Raw genomic sequence first — 16719 nt, 5'->3', positions numbered from 1 at the left:
TTTTTTTATTACAAATATTCTCGAGCAATTATCGTCACAACAGAATATAATTCATAGTTTACGTTTAAGTACTATTTTGTTACTAACTAGCTAACAAAAAGAGTGAGGAAATCAAACGTTTCCACCACTCTTTTGTATTCTATTATAGATAAATCTATAGATAAATCGATGTTCTTTCACTATCTATTTTCTCTGTAATTTCAAATGATTTATCTTTCAGATTAGCTCTTAATTCTGCCACTGTATTGGCATCGGTATTGGTCCAACTGATGTGGATAGTATTAGCGTCTTCCATGTCAACAGTAAACTCTCCATCAAATGCTGCGCTGGTATTACGGAATTTGAGCAGATTGAACAAGGACTGCACAACTGGGCGTTGAACTTCTCGCTCAATTTCTTCCAAATCATAATAGTGACGGTTGATGTTGCGGCCTTCTTTGGTTGATTCGAGCAATTCGATATCATTTTCTCCTGCCAACAAGCCAACGTAGTAAATCTGCGGAATACCTGGTGCAAAACATTGAAGCACACGTGCCAAGAGATAGGCTTGGTCATCATTTCCTAAAACTGAATAGTAGGTACAATTTATCTTATAAATATCCAAATTGTTGTAGGCCTCTGAGCTGTAAATCGTTTTGACATTTGCTCCTTGGGCATAGAGGGCTTCTCTTGTCGCCTCTGTTTCCTCATCTGTCAGCAAGTCCTTGACATCGACCACTCCGTGTACAAGGTTGTAAATTGCTTGTGAGGGCAGATTTCCATCCAGTGAACAAGACGGTTGACATTACCTGAATATAGAGCATGAAGAACCAGCATCGGAAGGGCAAAGTCATAGACATAGTAGTCTTGCTCAGCGATTTTTTGCTGAATGGTGTAATGTTCATGAATTTCTGGAAGAATTTCCTCTCCTTTTGGTGCCAATAGCTGACGCGGAAAATGAAGCATTTTCCAAATATCTGGCTCAACAAAGAAACAGTTGGTGCCGATTTTCTTACTGGCGTAGGCAAAAGCGTCCAAGCGAATAATGGAAGCTCCGTGGTCCGCCAGCTGTTCCAGATTTTGCTGAATAAAGCGACGAGTTGTTTCTGTTGTCACATCGAGGTCTATCTGTTGCTCATCAAAGGTACACCAAACTTTTTCCTCACTACAATCAGCAAACTTGGCAATGCAATAGAGAGCACGTGGCTTCCGTTTGTAAATCAGGTCTACATCTTCCTGAGTCAGCTCACCGTTTGGCCAAAAGTTTTTGTAGCGGATAAACAAATCCGCATAGGCAGACTCATCTTTCTTTTCTAGGAAATCAAGGAAATAAGGCGACTTGGCTGAGATATGGTTAATCATGAAATCAAACATGAGGTAGTAGTCTTGACTGAGTGCCTCAATATCGATCCAAAAGCCTCATCAACCTTGGTATAGTCCATGGGTGCAAACCCGCGGTCGCCTGACGATGGAAAGAAGGGAAGAATGTGGACACCACCGACCACATCTTTCAAAGGGCCTTCTAAGACCTACTTTAAGTCTTTCATATTTTTTCCAAAACTGTCTGAATAGGTAATTAACATTGCTTGATTTTTTACTTTCATAACTTGCTCTATTTACCTTCCTCAAAGCGTTTATAGACTGCTATAAATTCCTCAGCAATCGTTCGAAAACCTTCTGCACTCATTAACTGATCCTCAGCGTGCAGCAGAAGTAGACCTGTTTGGCTTAATTCCCCATTCATTTCTTTTGTCAAAAGTGAGTGGTGAGCATTGTGTCCCTGTACAAATGCTTCTTCGCCTTGTTTAATTCTATCTTTAGCCTGCTCGAATTCACCCTGCTTAGCCAATTGAATAGCATCGATGTACATAGATTTTGCTGTTCCTACATAGGTGATAATTTGAAAACACACTTCGAGTACTTTTTCGTCCATTTTAATACCTCTCTTACCAATCTTCGTCTTCTAAATCGCTTGTTTCTTGTATTTCAGCTTGTAAAGCTTGTTTATCCATCTGTTTAATAAACGGATAATAAACAAAGAAAGACATAACCAAAATAAGTGTTTGCAACAAGGCTGTTTTCCAACCACCGATGATAAATCCTGAAATAATTGGAGGACAAGTCCACGGAACTTGAACGGCACCATACATAGGTGTCAGTCCAAAATAAATCGCTGAATACTGGATGATACAAGATAAAATAGGCGTTAATATAAAGGGAGTTGCTAAAACTGGATTCATTACAATCGGCAAACCAAAGAGCACCGGCTCATTGATATTAAAGATGGCTGGAACCATTTCAAGACGTCCAAGAAATTTTAGTTGTTTTGATTTTGCAAATGCAAGCATGTAAACTACCAAACCAATCGTAATCCCGGCACCTGTAACATTGATAAATTGATCCAAAAATTGAACCGTCACAATATGACCACCATTGGCTAGATTTAATTCAAGGCCCTTATCTAAAATGGCTTGGTTTTCCAAAGCATTCGCCTGTAGCAAGCCACTCATGATGCCACCAACTACAGTTGAGCCGTGCACCCCAAACATCCATAAGAATGGTATAAGGAAACACATAAGCACCGCACCAAACAATGAGTCAGTCAAGCCTTGCATTGGTGTTTGAATAAGATTATAAATCACTTCAATCGTTGTGACCTTAAACAATTGTTCAACAAGTCCGACAAAGATCGTTGCCGCTGTGATGATAACAGTAGCAGGAATCAAGGCTGAAAATGCGTTGGCTACACCAGTTGGTACGCCATCTGGCATTTTGATTTTGATATTTTTCTTCAAAAACCAAGAATAGCTTGCTCCTACAATCAAACCAACGATAATGGCACCAATCATCCCTTTCCCGGAAGTCCAATCCTTCAGAATAATGTTACCAACTACATCCCCATTTTTAGAAATTAAACTGGAGGGCTGGATTAGCAAGAAAACTGCTAGGGCAATGACACCTGCCCCAAGCGGCTCCTGTTTTTCTAGCTTAGCATAGGTATACGCAATCCCAATAACTGTTACAATCGCACTGATATTAAAGGTTGCACCAATTGCTTGATTGAGAACAGGGGTAATACCACTAGTTTCTAACATCGTTGCTAGAGCTGGAATTGGAAGATTGGCCAAGATAAGAAAGATGGAGCCAACAATCAACAATGGCATAGAGAAAACAATACCATCTTTTATCGCTGTTACACCTTTGGTATTGACAAAGGCCATCATCCTATCAACAAACTTTTTAATCAGTTTATCCTTCATCATCTTCTCCTTATTTTTTCATCATGTAAGCTTGTTTAAGAACTGCCATACCGTTTGCAGTTCCATAATCAGCCATTGCAATCACTTCTACAGGAACATTGTGAGAAGCACAAATTTCTTTTGCTTTTTCAAGTTGGAAACCAACCTGTGGGCCTAATAGAGCCACATCAATATCTCCAACTCTTTGTTCCAATTCACTGATGGAATAAGCTGCAATTGTTGCATCTTTCCCTTTTTTCTGAGCCGCTTCTTTCATACGCTCAACCAAAATACTTGTTGACATACCTGCTGCACAAAATAATCCAATATTCATTTTAATTACTCCTTATAATTCGTTTCCATTTGATGTAATCACTTTTTGATACCATGTAAAGGAATCTTTCTTCATTCGTTGCAAAGTTCCTTCGCCATTATTATTCTTATCGACATAGATAAAGCCATAACGCTTCTCCATTTCACCTGTACCAGCACTAACAATATCGATACAGCCCCAAGGGGTATAACCAATGACATTTACGCCATCTTCTTCAATCGCTAACATCATTTGTTCAATGTGTTGTTTGAGGTAATCAATGCGGTAAGAATCATGGATTCCATCAGGCTCTACCTTATCATAAGCACCGAATCCATTTTCAACTATAAAAAGCGGACAGTGATAGCGATCGTATAAAAGATTTAAGCTATAGCGTAATCCCTCAGGATCAATCTGCCAACCCCAATCGCTTGATTCAATATAGGGATTTTTCTTAGTATAAACATCTTTGAAAAGTTCTTCTGTTTCCTCAGATGCTGTAGCAGTCACTGTATCACTCATATAGTAACTCAAGCCAATATAATCTACACAACCTTCTTTTAGAGTTTCTAGATCTTCTGGTAAAATATCCAGTTTGATATTATTTTTTCGACAAAAGGCCTCGATATAGTAAGGACGCTCTCCAAAAACATGAAGATCTCCATAGTGAAATAAACGATGCTCCATTGCCTTCTGGCTAGCAAGTATATCTTTTGTATCACATGTATTCGGGTAAAATGGTACCATTGCCAGCATACAACCAATTTTGAAATTTTTATTGATTTTCCGACCCAATTGTACAACTTTTGCAGAAGCCACTGACTGATAATGGATAACCTGCTGTAGTACCTCAACTGGATTTTCATCTTCTTGATAAATGACACCAGAATTAGTCCATGAGCACCAAGGAACATTAATTGCACCTTGATTATTGATCTCGTTAAAGGTCATCCAATACTTAACTTTGTCCTTATATCGTTCCATGACGACTTCCGCAAAACGAACAAAGAAATCAATCAACTTGCGATTACGCCAAGCACCATACTTAGTAACTAGATGATAGGGCATTTCAAAGTGACTGAGTGTGATGACCGGTTCAATTTGATGAGCTAGCAGCTGATCAAATAAATCATCATAAAATTTCAACCCTTCTTCGTTAGGTTCTTCTTCATCTCCATTTGGGAAGATACGAGTCCAGGCAATCGAAGTTCGAAAACACTTAAATCCCATCTCAGCGAATAATTGTATATCGTCCTTATAGGTTCTGTAAAAATCTATTGCATCATGATTCGGATAATATTCGTCAGGTAAGACGCCATCAGTAATCTGTCGAGAGTGGCTAGCACTTCCAACCGTCATCACATCGGCTATCGAAATGCCTTTTCCACCTTTATCATACCCTCCTTCAATTTGGTGAGCAGCAACTGCCCCACCCCATAAAAAGCCTTCTGGTATTTTTGCCATTTTACCAATCCTTTCTGTATTTTGTACTAGCGCTATGAACAAGTCTATTTTATAACATACTGTACCTGCTGACAATAGATATTGAGATAGAAAATAAATGTACAGTCGAACAATATTTGTTACATAAAAAAAACAAGAGTTTTCACTCCTATTTTTTTAAATAAACTTGGTAACGTAAGGATTCTAAAAAATAGACAACTGGAATCTGAGTGGTCAAATTAGTGGAACGTAGCGAGGAATCTGCGTAGGCAACTGGCATAAAGTAGGATAAATTTATATCCGATAGCTGTGATAAAGTGGAAATATCTGTATTTGTCAGACTAACAATCTTAGCATTTCTTTCTTTGAATCCCTGTACCAGAGTTAGAACTTCTTCTGTCTCACCGCTGACACTTAGAGCAATAACCAAAACATCCTCCAAATTAGAATGATGCAATTTCAGAGAATAAAATGGGTTAGTAATAGCAAAGCTAAGAATACCGATTTCAGAAAAAAGATATGAGCCATATTCTGCCAAACTTAGACTAGTACCCACCCCTAAAAAGATAACTTGTTTGGCTTGAACGATCAAGTCTGCTATCTCTGATAGTTGTTTTTTTAAAGCTTCATCTTGGACACTAGTCTGTAAAAATTGTATTGCTGGAATATCAATAGGAAAGTGGTTACGATATTTATTTTCCTTATCTTCCGACCTTGACAAGGCATATTTTAAATCATTGTAGCTATCAAATCCCATCTTTTTCGCAAAACGAATGATGGTTGTTGTCGATAGATTTATAGATGTCGATAGCTCTCTGATAGTCATCCTAGCAACTTTATCTCTATGTTGCAATATAAAATTATACACGCTTAATTCACTATTATTTAACCCTTTTACTTTATGATAATCAAATAAATTCATAGACACCCTTATACTTTTGTAGTATATAGTTGTTTCATTAACATTTCAATAATGAGAATAACAGGTACCTGCGTCGTAATATTAAACCCATTTAAAAATAATTGAGGAACATGATAGGTTATGGAGCAATCAGATAGCCTTGACAATGTTGATTCCAATGTATTTGTGATGGCAATAACTGGACAACCTTTTTCCTTTAATTTTTGTACAATTTTCAATATTTGAGAAGTCTCACCAGATTCGGATAAGGCAATGACACAAGTTTTTTCCATACTGTTTTGTAGCACTGGTTGCCAAGGATCTTCAATACACATACTAAATTTGCCAATATTTGAAAAATAGCGCGCTCCATATCGACCTAAAGTTCCAGAGGAACCAATTCCGACAAAAACAATCTGTTCAACTTTCTTTAAGATTGCCACAGCCTCCATAATCAGCTGCAAAAAAGTATCTTGCTCAGTATAATCAATGAATAGCTTCAAAGAATGATTGTCTTGATTGTTTAAAATAATTTGCTCATTTTTTAAATATTCTTTATAAGCAATCTTAAAATGGCTATATCCATCAAATCCTAGATGCTTGCAAAATCGTTGTACGGTTCCAACTGATACATGTGCAAGTTGGGCCAATTCCTTGATTGTCATAGAGGATATATTTTCATTTTCTAAAATAGTTGTATAAATAGCATTTTCTAAGTCGTTAAAACTTGCTACAACCTCATAACTAAACATATAATTCCTTTTTCTATCTCTATTGATTTGCTTACAATGTAACAAAAAACTAATAACCAAAGTGTTCTACACTAAAATAATGGAGAGCATAATGGCTATAAAACCAAGTCAGCATTAAAATCTATTAGAAAACCAGACGAATCAGATTTGTCTAACGAGACATGGTTAAGAGAAAATACTTTAAAACAGTATTGCCTTATGTCCTAGATTATATCATATTTTTGAGCATACTTTGAGTATTGTTAGTTTATTGACTTAAAAGAAACATAACAAGAGCTTATCTCTATTAAATTGTCTCAATTTCAATCGCCCATTCTGGAGATATGTAAGGTGGGGACGTTTCTATTCCCACAAACTCCTTGTCAATGGAAACAAACACGTACCCACAGGGTAAATGGAAATAGAAACTGATAATTTCTAGCTATCACTTCTATTCATTCCAAAAATTTTCTCACTCTGATACTTCCCCACTCCAATACAAAAAGCATTGCAATCAAGGCTTTTCATTATCCCTTTCATTCAAAGGTTTCTAGGTTTTTACGAGCAGAGCAACACACTCCACGTGCGTTGTTTTCTTTATTTGTACACTTTTTTTCTTCATCGGTTACGGAATTAAAACACAATTTATCATTATCTATTTTAGCATTCTTTCTTTTAGATTTGTAAGATTTTGCATCTTTAGTCGAAGAATCTCCCGTTTTAAAAATTATAGTCAACATTGCTGGATCAATTTCTCCATCAGAATTTATTCCGCCTACTATTATTTTTTCAACGATACTTTCAAAAATATCCTTGTCAAACTCCGTCAAAGTTTTTTGTGAAGTTAAAATTTCTTTAAAATTCTCTAATCTACTTTTTATATCAACTTCTGATTTTAAAGTTACTTCTAAATTTACTTTTTCTTCTAAAAGTTTTTCTTTCTCAATTTGTATTTGATTGAATTTATCTTCATATACAGAATCACTTATTTTTCCATCTAGATTCATTGAAACTAATTTTTCTTCTTTTTTGTACAACGAATTTAATTTACTAACTATCTTTGTCAACTCCACTTTTAAGGTATCATCAGTAAGCTCTTCTTTTATAATTTCAAGAAAGTCTTCAGTTAGGTTATTATTTTCATAAAACAACTGTTGGTAGCTCTGTAAAAAAGCATTTTCTATTGCTTTTTCCTCTATTCCTTTACTATGAGTGCAATACTTTTTACCTCTCTTTATAGATGTTGTACAGTGCCAAATAATCTTTTTGTACTCTGAACTAGAGTGCCAACTTCTTCTAGACAGAACAGTACCACAAAAACCACATTCTAATCTACTGCTAAAAGGGTACATTCTTGAATATCTTTCTCGTTTACCTTTTATATTTGCTATGGTTTTTTTGTTTCCTGATCTCCGTAATCGAATTTCTTGCGCCTGTGTAAAAATTTCTGGACTAATTATCGCATCATGATTATTTTTAATGTAGTATTTATCTTCTTCACCGAAATTTATTAAACGTCTCTTACTAATGGGGTCAACAGTGAAAGTTTTTCCCATTAGAATATCACCTTTATACTTCTCGTTTTTAATAATTCCTAAAACTGTTGTATCTTGCCAGTGATCAAGACCTCTCGGAGTTTTATAACCTAGTTCATCAAGTTCTCTAGCTATTGCCCTACCCCCAATACCATCAATGTATCGTTCAAAAATATAACGTACTATCTTGGCTTCTTTTTCATTTATTGATATTGACTTTGTATCTTGATTATAGTCATAACCAAGACAACCTTGAAAACCAATAAGTTCTCCACGTTGCATCTTCATTTTTAAACCCTTTTTAACATGGGCAGATGTATTTTCAACTTCCTGTTGAGCCACTGAACTTAATATCGTCAATAGTAACTCACCATCCATAGTTAAAGTATCAATATTTTCTTCTTCGAAAAATACACCAATTTGTTTATCTTTGAGCAAACGAACATATTTGAGAGTATCTAATGTATTTCTAGCAAAGCGAGCAATGGCTTTGGTAATGATATAGTCTATTTTTCCATCAAGGCAATCTGAAATCAATCTTTGAAAATCTTGTCTTTTTCCAACTTGAGTTCCTGAAATCCCTTCATCAGCATAAATGTCAACCAAAATCCAATCTTGGTGCTGTGATATATACTCTCTATAATGACGAACTTGAGAATCATAGCTATTTTTTTGATCATCACTATCGGAACTAACACGACAATATGCTGCTACTCTCCTCGATAAAGAACCACTATTATCATTTCTTCTAGTTACTAAAGGATTTGCTTTTATAATTTCAACGTTGTTTGACATGGCTTAACCTCCTATTTCTCTGCATTTATTTTACCGCAACCAATAAAAAAGGTCAGCTAATTTGTGTATATTTTACGCAGTTTCAGCTTTATTTTTTCATATTCTTTTTCGCTAATAAGTTTTTTTAAGAATAATAGATTTAGCATCTCTAGCTCGACTATATAATTTTCTAAATTTGATTTCAAAAAATCACTTCCCTTTTATCTTTTATCAATCTCCTCCATGGCATGACTGATGAAGTCATCATAAGAATTTCACTTGCTGCTCTTTCACGGTGGCAGCCTGAACGGTCAGAAGTATCATTGTATATCATTTGTATCGTGGCATATAAAGTATCGCTCTATTTTATTGATGGTTTAAAAATCGCTCTTATCATGGCGAGCCATTCAAATCTGCTCCACAAATGAGGAAAGTACCATTTTGGACTATTCAATTGTCAATGTGCTTTCTTAACCTACTACTTTTTGGAGTAATGGTCTTCTTTATTATCCACTCGACCTACAAGGTAGTCTAAACTTACCTTATAAAAATCTGCAAGTTTGATAAGGTCATTTATAGAGATTAACCTGCTACCAGCTTCCATTTTAGAATAAGCTGATCTTGTACAATTCAAAACGATTTTCGCAATATATTCTTGTGTCAAATCATCATCTTCACGTAAATCTCTAATCCTTTTCAACATCAAATGTCTCCTAAAACAAGTATAATATAGTTATTTTCTTATTTTTAAATATGTGACAAATTGGCACATGAAACTATTCTATATATACTTTTTAGGAAACTGTTTACTCTAAATGTATCTCATTTTCCTTAATAGATTTCATATTTTGTTTTTTCTTATATTTCTTTATTATTTTATTAAACATTTCAAATAAATTTATTGCTTCTCTATGTTGTTCCTTCAGTGTTTCAATCTTTCCTTTGTATATGTATAAATCCTTCTCTATTGTATCTACTGAACTTTTACCTTGAATATTATTTTCTAAATTGCTAGAACTATTTGTCGAATCATTCAACAATGTTTCTTCTAAATTACTCAAATCATCAATTTTATTTTGTACGTGGTCAATCATATTCTCTAGGTATGATATTTGTGCAATGAAATCCTTGGTTATATCCTCAAAAGCATTCTGACTATTTTCTGCAGACATAAGAAAATCTAATTGTTCTATTTTTTCTTTAATTTTACTAAGAGGTATTCTTCTATACATATACTGCGGTTCATACTGAAGATTAAATTGTCTAATCAAAGTTTTACCTTTCATAAAGCGATTTTTTTCTGCTGAATCTTTATGATATACATAGTAAGAACTAGTTTCTCTGAGAAATACTTTAACTTTTTCTTCTTCCATATTGATTTGAATATTTGGTACAAAAATAAGTCCTTCTTGTCGGATACCAAACTGTACCTTAATGTAAATTCCATCGTCTACTACTTCTTCTATTTGATTAAGATTCAACTCTACTTCAAACTCATGAACAGCATCCCTCTTTCTCTTGAAATCTTGATAGGATTCCCATACCATATCTTCTGTCGGCAACTTTTTTTCTTTAATTAGCTTTTCTTCATTGTAAAGTTCAACTAAATTTTTATTATCTAATCCGAAAGTATCATTTTTGTTATTAAAATAGTCTTTAAAATAACAAACACTATACTGTTTCGTTTTTTCCAATCCCTGTTCTGAAAGATTAATTCCATCAAATTCAAATAGAACATGTTTTTCTTTCGGAATTATTTTTAAACCAAACAATTCTGCTTGTTGAATCAATTCATTCATATTCTTCATTTTTGGAAGTAGAAATTCTAAGATATTTATGATTTCCCTTTGAACAAACTTTTTCTTAAAATATGTTTCATCATAAGGTTGTTTTCTATTCAATTTATTATCACGCACCACCTGTTTCATAGTTGAATCCGTCATAAAAAAGGTGGCATGCTTGTGTCTAAAATCAATTTTTAAATTTAAAGCTCTAGCTTTTTGCTTAAGATCTTCAAAATTTTTCGAGTTCTCGATTAGAAAATATACCCGTTGTTTTATTTCATATTTGTAATTTGTTTTGCGATAAACTTCATACTGACGATGCGAATAACGATTTTCTATAATTTTTGCCCCTGCAATTTTTGAAAGACGATCAGAAACCATTCGTAGATTATGTTCTGCCTTATAATTCCACATAAATTTTTTATCAGAATTCTGATCAATTGAATTTAGGATGATGTGATTGTGGATATGATCTTTATCGACATGAGTTGCTACGATAAAACGAAATCTACCTCCTGTCAACTCTTTAACTGTCTCATAACCAATCCGATTGATTTGTTCGGGAGTAAGATGGTCATCTGGAGAAAAAGACTGAATGATATGATGAGAATGAATTTTTCGTTGATTTACTTCTTGCCTATCATGACGAAATTCATAAAGACCATCATTACTTAAAAAATTATCATTGTACATCTTCACTAGTTCTTTATAACTAGGAAAATCTAAATAATTTCTCATACCAAAATCTGAAACTAGTGCTAGATTTTTTGTTTTACTTGGATTCAAAATATATTTGATTAGTTTACTACGATAATTTTTTCCATGAATCGCAAAGTGTTTAGTGATGACCATAAAATTTCCTCAATTTTTCAGATTGAATAAGAAAATCTTTCTCCACTTCTACTATTAACTCTTCTATACCTTTTCTCAATTCATTTAACTCAACTTCCGTTATTAAATTCGAATAATTTATGCTTCTGGCTATTTGATTAATATTGTTTCCGATTCGTTTTAATTCAAAAATCAAATCTTGATAACCAGTTGTATCAATGGTGATGAAATTCATGCCAGGGTCAAGTAGGGTTCGTCGAGCATATTCTGAAAAAGATTGACAACCGCTTTGGTCGATACAATGTTTCAACTGATTCAATTCGCTATCAGACAGAAACACTTTCTTGAGATTGGTTCGGTAACGATGTTCCATGTACTCACCTCATGTATTTATCACGGAAGTCTTGGCTGAGGGGAATGGAGTTTCCAACTTCTTTAATCAACTCCTGTACGCAGGTTAAGAGAATAGATACATGATCTTGGGTAACTTGATGTTCGGACTGTGCCAATATTAAAACATCATGAACGTCACGACTGATTTGTTCTAGTTTTTGGGATTGCCAGAGGGCAAACCACTTTTCAGCAGTCATTTCAAACTCTTCCTCCAGCAATTTATTTCGAGCAAAGGGCGAAAAATGTTCAAATCCCTTATTTTTCATTATCACTTCAATCATTTCCAATTCATTTGCGGTTAAATTAACCTCTTTGCGAATGTCTCTGTATTGTTCTGACATACTATTTCCTCACTTTCATCAATGGTTGGACAATCCCCGACCCCGTATTAACCACGGGAAACTTGCAAAGACAAAATCTGTCATCTTGTAAGGCTTTGCGAGCTCAGATATTGTGTCCACAATATCCCAAAAATCATATCGCCTGCCATTTCAAACCTCACGGTTCAAAAAACAAACGATATGACAATGTGGTGGCTCCGCCCCCAAACCCCCAAGATAAATCTAAATTAAAAAAAGTATAACAAATACTTTTTGATAAAATTATCACAGAAAAAAGAGCCCTGTCGGACTCTTACAAATTAAAACAATGTCTCTGATATTCATACTGTCTAATACCACTACTGTCTTTGTTCATCTTGATAGAAAAAACAAAGTAATGATCACGACCGTCTAAAGATTTACTTTTGTTAAGTTTAAAATAATGTTTTTGAGACATAGCCATTGTGCGTAAAATATCATCTGTGATAAATGTTAATGGTATATCTAAAGCTGAATACTTGTAAAAATCTGACTCAAACTGTAAATAAGAATCTGAAAAATAATCTAGCTGTAATTTATCATCATATAATTCTTTACGATTCATGTAATTCCTCCCCTTCTATCTGTATATCGAGTATATCTTCCCATTTTAATCGAAGAAAACCAGTGTCTGATTTTATAGATATAAACTCTTTTCCAATCTCTTTAACAATACCTGATACTACTTTTCTTTGATTAGAAAACTTAAAAACAAAAGTTGCAGGGAATACATTCGTATAAAGTTGACGAACAAATAGAACTTTCTCTTCCAATGATAGGGAAATGGAGATATCTTCTTTATTTTTTTCTGCCCAAAGAGAACTGGAATGTTCTGATAAAAAGAAGCCCATCCACTTAGCCATGCCACGATCCTGATATACTCGGGCAGACTCAAAAGGTAAATAAGAACGATTCATCATTTTAGTCCATCTAATCCTCCAGCTGAATGACCACCAATGAGTTTGCTTCTAGCAATTGTTCTAGAAGCTTGATCTAGGGCATTACCTTTCAATAGTGAAGTGAACCCAAATTCTGTTCGAATAGCATCGATTGCGGACTGGAGCCTTTCTTCTTTTTCTATTTTCTCAATATCATCAAATAATGAAATCAATCCAAAGGATTCATCCACTAAACCAGAATAGTTAACCGCAACATTCCTGATAGCTCCTGAAGTATATTTAGTGTGAAATAACTTTAAAACGTAGTTTGTCAGTAGTGCTGTTTGATTAGTTGGTTCAATTTTCATTTGAGTATTGATAGAACGCTTTTGTTCCACTTTAGAGTAGCCTAGATGTATAGAAACTACTGTTGCTTTTTTACCAGATCTTCTCAATCTAACTGCAACTTGTTCTGCCATCTCACGAAGTATGATCTCAATATCTCTTTGTTTAATATAATCTTTTGGTAAAACTTGAGAGTTCCCTATCCCTTTTGACTTTGGCTTATAAGGTTTATGAACATTACTTTCATCAATCCCATTGGCATGGAACCATAACTCTAGACCCATGATACCAAGCTCTTTTTTAATCAAGTCAGGATTAGCCTGAGCCAATTCTTTAATCGAAAAGATACCTAAATTATGTAATCTTTTCTCCATGCGATTTCCAATTCCCCAGAAATCTGTCATTTTAGGAATAGTCCATACTTTCTTTTCGACATCCTCATAGGACCAATTGGCTCTCATTGTCGGAGTCTTTTTAGCTTCATTATCAAGTGCCAACTTAGCTAATAAGGGATTGGCATTAGACATGCCTACAGTTGAATAGATTCCAGTTTTTCTCCAAATCTTTTTTTGAATAGCAGCAGAAATAATATCTAATTTATCTTTCCTACTAATACTTTTATCTGGTACAAAATAATTTAATGAACTTGTTAAATCAATAAATCCTTCATCAATTGAGTAGGGATAGATATCGTCTGATGCCGCAAAATCTTGAAAGATTTTTTGAATATCCATATTGACAGCAATATAAGTATCCATTCTCGGAGGAACAATCACAGTTGATTTTGCCCATTCCTCTATATAACGAACATAATCTATCGTTGTCGGTAAACCTTGCTTTCTAGCATTATAATAAGAGAATTTGCGAGTCTTTACATCAAAAGGTAAATCATAGGAACGTCCAACGTTCGACTTTCCAAAGACCTTTTTAAACATAGGAGAGGAAGCAAGAATTAAACCAGCAGAATTATCTGCACGACTCATAACACAAAGCGAAGTCTTAAGTGGGTGTAATCCTCTATCTACACATTCTACACTTGCGTAAAAAGATTTCATATCAATAAAGGCAATGTCACTTTGAGGTTCGAGACTATAATCAAACCAACTCATACTTAGTCCTCTAAAGGCATAAAGTTCCCAACTATTTTCCCTATAATGCGAGGATTCTCATCATAAGGCGCAAACTTATCTGAATAGTTCCGATTGAGTGAAACTAAACGAAGCCCATTTTCTTCACGATACACTTTCTTAATGTAGGTTTGACCATCCCAATCTATGGCATAGATAGCCCCGTCATAATCAAATCCCGTTTGCTTAATAAGGGCTACAGAACCATTTTCATATGTCGGTTCCATTGAATTTCCAAACACCCATGATGCAAAGTCATAATCAAATTGATGATTAAAATAAACTGTATCGTAATTACCATCATCAAAATAAGCTGTTCCTGTACCAGCTGATAATTTTTCGTAAACTTTATAAGCAAAACGCTCAGGAATTTCTACAACCTTCGCATTCTGTTTGTTCAACAATTCTGTAGCATAATGAAGTGTTGCTTTTTGATTCTTCTCCGTTAGCTTGAGATAGGTTTCTACTATTTCATACTCTGATTCAAAATATCGAGGATCTACATTTAAAATCTGGCTCAGCCTACTTAGATTGTTTTGATTAGGTTTTGTTTTACCCGCTTCCCAATTAAAGTATGAGGCTCTACTAATTCCCAAACTAGAGGCAAGTTGAGATTGAGACAATCCTTGGCTTTCTCTTTTTTCTTTTAATTTAGTAGGTGAAAACATCTTTTCTCCTTTGTAAGTTTATTAGCTAACAAAAGAATACCATAGCTAATTGAAAAAATCAAGAGTTTAATAAGCAACTAGATTTAAATTAATCATAAACTATGCTGAATTCGTACTTATATTGTTAAGAAATCATCACTGAAGAAAGAATATAACTTTTAAAAAAAGATGAAGAGCAAGCAAAAATAGAAAATAAAAAAAGGATCGTTATTTTTTAATTGACGATCCAATAGACTATATTTTAAAACTCATGATCTAACAACCATTTCGATTAGTTAAATCTTTCAATCTTTCTTCTCCTGATTTAAGCATACCCTTCTCTACTTGATTCCATTCTCCAAATAGTAAGTCATGAAGAACGGTTGCTGCTGAAGTTTTATCTTCTCCTGAATCATATACACAACTTCTATCTCGTTGGTAAATTTGAATTCTTTCAAAGATAGCTAGTTCTTCCAATTGTCGTGTATTATCAACTAAATGATTTACAATGAAATCATGATGTTCTTTTGGAGTTGCGCGTGCTTGATTTGGATTGATAGCGTACAGTTCTTCGTATCGGATAAGAGTGCTCAGATAGGACAGCTTAGGCTTGGTCGCAATCAAGGCTAATTGTACTTCATATCCCCTATTTTTCAAGAGTTGTGCTGTTTTCTTTGGAACGTCAACTGTTCGTAAAGTTCCCTCTATCAAAAGATTGTATTCCAAATGACTCAATTCTCTTACTAAAGACTCTACCATTTTTCCCGCAAAATCTTTGGTGTATTCAACGCTATCTTTGCCATATTCTCGCTGCAGTTCTAAATAGTGTGGATGCTGAGAACGAAAACTATCACCATCTATGATAACAATATTTCCTTGAAATTCTTTCTGTTTAATACGATGAATTGTAGTCTTACCGGCACCACTTTGCCCTCCAAGCAAAATCGCTATAGGTTGCTTACTGGACTTTTTTCCTCTTGTCAGTGAGCGAAGGTTTCGCTCTAAAGCATGTTTGAATTCACTATCGGTATAATCTTGGATTTCCATTAGGCTGCCATCCGTTTTTCAGATATCTCTAACATACGTTCAATTCCATCCAAATAGCCACTATATCTCTCTATTTCATCAAAAGTTTCTACTAAATAGATATTCGTATGAATCAAGTCAGATAGATCGTCACTCATTAAAATCCAAGGATTAGATTCATCATCAACGCTAATACCCTGACTATCTTGATAACGATAGAGTCGAGATAATAGAATAGCACCTCTTTCTTTCACAATTTCAATTTTTAAAGTCAATTCATAATCTTCAACAGGATTGAGCATTTTATCTTCTCCTACAATATCGACATAAGATACATTAAACTTCTGACAAATGATGTCTATTAATTCGGTAGAGACTGAACTCGTTCCATTTTCATAACGACTCAGACTATTT

General features: G+C 34.4%; 17 protein-coding genes and 1 pseudogene. All 18 read right to left on the bottom strand.

The window, feature by feature from the left end; translation table 11 throughout:
• Positions 1-154: 154 nt before the first annotated feature.
• A pseudogene (gene gtfA, locus D8848_RS08925) lies at positions 155-1583 on the bottom strand (sucrose phosphorylase).
• Between the two features lie 8 nt (positions 1584-1591).
• A complete protein-coding gene (locus D8848_RS08920; RefSeq protein ID WP_000343790.1) occupies positions 1592-1912 on the bottom strand; it encodes a PTS sugar transporter subunit IIA in 321 nt (106 codons plus the stop codon).
• A gap of 13 nt (positions 1913-1925) precedes the next feature.
• Positions 1926-3239, bottom strand: coding sequence for a PTS sugar transporter subunit IIC (locus D8848_RS08915; RefSeq protein WP_000653347.1), 1314 nt, complete (start codon positions 3237-3239; stop codon positions 1926-1928).
• Between the two features lie 10 nt (positions 3240-3249).
• A complete protein-coding gene (locus D8848_RS08910) occupies positions 3250-3552 on the bottom strand; it encodes a PTS sugar transporter subunit IIB (RefSeq protein WP_001020606.1) in 303 nt (100 codons plus the stop codon).
• A 12-nt stretch (positions 3553-3564) separates the two neighbouring features.
• Complete coding sequence (locus D8848_RS08905) at positions 3565-4995, bottom strand: 6-phospho-beta-glucosidase (RefSeq protein ID WP_003003486.1); 1431 nt, start codon at positions 4993-4995, stop codon at positions 3565-3567.
• Between the two features lie 148 nt (positions 4996-5143).
• The gene (locus tag D8848_RS08900; RefSeq protein WP_125443645.1) at positions 5144-5896 is read right to left on the bottom strand and encodes a MurR/RpiR family transcriptional regulator; all 753 of its coding nucleotides are present in this window, start codon (positions 5894-5896) and stop codon (positions 5144-5146) included.
• A gap of 8 nt (positions 5897-5904) precedes the next feature.
• Complete coding sequence (locus tag D8848_RS08895) at positions 5905-6627, bottom strand: MurR/RpiR family transcriptional regulator (protein ID WP_125443643.1); 723 nt, start codon at positions 6625-6627, stop codon at positions 5905-5907.
• A 515-nt stretch (positions 6628-7142) separates the two neighbouring features.
• Positions 7143-8936: a recombinase family protein gene (locus D8848_RS08890; protein WP_125443641.1), complete on the bottom strand. Its 1794-nt coding sequence runs from the start codon at positions 8934-8936 to the stop codon at positions 7143-7145.
• 457 nt (positions 8937-9393) lie between these two features.
• Positions 9394-9618, bottom strand: a complete 225-nt coding sequence (locus tag D8848_RS08885; protein ID WP_004261340.1) for a helix-turn-helix domain-containing protein — start codon at positions 9616-9618, stop codon at positions 9394-9396.
• 103 nt (positions 9619-9721) lie between these two features.
• Positions 9722-11551: an SAG1250 family conjugative relaxase gene (locus D8848_RS08880; RefSeq protein ID WP_125443639.1), complete on the bottom strand. Its 1830-nt coding sequence runs from the start codon at positions 11549-11551 to the stop codon at positions 9722-9724.
• A complete protein-coding gene (locus D8848_RS08875) occupies positions 11538-11903 on the bottom strand; it encodes a MobC family plasmid mobilization relaxosome protein (RefSeq protein ID WP_125443638.1) in 366 nt (121 codons plus the stop codon). Before D8848_RS08875 ends, D8848_RS08880 begins: the two co-directional genes overlap by 14 nt.
• Positions 11904-11907: 4 nt before the next feature.
• On the bottom strand, positions 11908-12264 hold the full coding sequence (locus tag D8848_RS08870; RefSeq protein ID WP_049499990.1) for an SAG1252 family conjugative relaxosome accessory protein: 357 nt from the start codon (positions 12262-12264) through the stop codon (positions 11908-11910).
• Between the two features lie 292 nt (positions 12265-12556).
• Complete coding sequence (locus D8848_RS08865; protein WP_001080184.1) at positions 12557-12847, bottom strand: DUF5960 family protein; 291 nt, start codon at positions 12845-12847, stop codon at positions 12557-12559.
• Positions 12837-13202 carry a hypothetical protein gene (locus D8848_RS08860; protein WP_000981955.1) on the bottom strand — a complete coding sequence of 122 codons (366 nt, stop codon included), beginning with the start codon at positions 13200-13202 and terminating at the stop codon, positions 12837-12839. Before D8848_RS08860 ends, D8848_RS08865 begins: the two co-directional genes overlap by 11 nt.
• Positions 13199-14614 carry a Y-family DNA polymerase gene (locus D8848_RS08855; RefSeq protein ID WP_049499996.1) on the bottom strand — a complete coding sequence of 472 codons (1416 nt, stop codon included), beginning with the start codon at positions 14612-14614 and terminating at the stop codon, positions 13199-13201. The genes D8848_RS08860 and D8848_RS08855 overlap by 4 nt, the downstream gene beginning before the upstream one ends.
• A 2-nt stretch (positions 14615-14616) precedes the next feature.
• Positions 14617-15300, bottom strand: coding sequence for a LexA family transcriptional regulator (locus tag D8848_RS08850; protein WP_125443636.1), 684 nt, complete (start codon positions 15298-15300; stop codon positions 14617-14619).
• A 255-nt stretch (positions 15301-15555) separates the two neighbouring features.
• Positions 15556-16326 (bottom strand): type II toxin-antitoxin system toxin PezT, encoded by a 771-nt coding sequence (gene pezT, locus D8848_RS08845; RefSeq protein ID WP_125443634.1) that lies wholly within the window; start codon positions 16324-16326, stop codon positions 15556-15558.
• A partial coding sequence (locus D8848_RS08840) for a helix-turn-helix domain-containing protein (protein ID WP_260467305.1) occupies positions 16326-16719 on the bottom strand: 394 nt, incomplete at its 5' end. The genes pezT and D8848_RS08840, both read right to left, overlap by 1 nt.

The organism is Streptococcus mitis (genome assembly GCF_003942775.1).
GTDB classification, from domain to species: domain Bacteria; phylum Bacillota; class Bacilli; order Lactobacillales; family Streptococcaceae; genus Streptococcus; species Streptococcus mitis_CN.
Note: the sequence above shows the minus strand (reverse complement) of the source record. Positions and strands in the feature narration are given on the sequence as shown.

Excerpts from the sequence above, each read along its gene's own strand:
- D8848_RS08885 (WP_004261340.1), bottom strand. The coding sequence starts at position 9,618 with ATGTTGAAAAGGATTAGAGATTTACGTGAAGATGATGATTTGACACAA.
- D8848_RS08890 (WP_125443641.1), bottom strand. The coding sequence starts at position 8,936 with ATGTCAAACAACGTTGAAATTATAAAAGCAAATCCTTTAGTAACTAGA.
- D8848_RS08855 (WP_049499996.1), bottom strand. The coding sequence starts at position 14,614 with ATGAGTTGGTTTGATTATAGTCTCGAACCTCAAAGTGACATTGCCTTT.
- D8848_RS08865 (WP_001080184.1), bottom strand. The coding sequence starts at position 12,847 with ATGAATCGTAAAGAATTATATGATGATAAATTACAGCTAGATTATTTT.
- D8848_RS08880 (WP_125443639.1), bottom strand. The coding sequence starts at position 11,551 with ATGGTCATCACTAAACACTTTGCGATTCATGGAAAAAATTATCGTAGT.
- D8848_RS08850 (WP_125443636.1), bottom strand. The coding sequence starts at position 15,300 with ATGTTTTCACCTACTAAATTAAAAGAAAAAAGAGAAAGCCAAGGATTG.
- D8848_RS08870 (WP_049499990.1), bottom strand. The coding sequence starts at position 12,264 with ATGTCAGAACAATACAGAGACATTCGCAAAGAGGTTAATTTAACCGCA.
- D8848_RS08910 (WP_001020606.1), bottom strand. The coding sequence starts at position 3,552 with ATGAATATTGGATTATTTTGTGCAGCAGGTATGTCAACAAGTATTTTG.
- D8848_RS08905 (WP_003003486.1), bottom strand. The coding sequence starts at position 4,995 with ATGGCAAAAATACCAGAAGGCTTTTTATGGGGTGGGGCAGTTGCTGCT.
- D8848_RS08860 (WP_000981955.1), bottom strand. The coding sequence starts at position 13,202 with ATGATGAATCGTTCTTATTTACCTTTTGAGTCTGCCCGAGTATATCAG.
- D8848_RS08875 (WP_125443638.1), bottom strand. The coding sequence starts at position 11,903 with ATGGAACATCGTTACCGAACCAATCTCAAGAAAGTGTTTCTGTCTGAT.
- pezT (WP_125443634.1), bottom strand. The coding sequence starts at position 16,326 with ATGGAAATCCAAGATTATACCGATAGTGAATTCAAACATGCTTTAGAG.
- D8848_RS08920 (WP_000343790.1), bottom strand. The coding sequence starts at position 1,912 with ATGGACGAAAAAGTACTCGAAGTGTGTTTTCAAATTATCACCTATGTA.
- D8848_RS08915 (WP_000653347.1), bottom strand. The coding sequence starts at position 3,239 with ATGAAGGATAAACTGATTAAAAAGTTTGTTGATAGGATGATGGCCTTT.
- D8848_RS08895 (WP_125443643.1), bottom strand. The coding sequence starts at position 6,627 with ATGTTTAGTTATGAGGTTGTAGCAAGTTTTAACGACTTAGAAAATGCT.
- D8848_RS08900 (WP_125443645.1), bottom strand. The coding sequence starts at position 5,896 with ATGAATTTATTTGATTATCATAAAGTAAAAGGGTTAAATAATAGTGAA.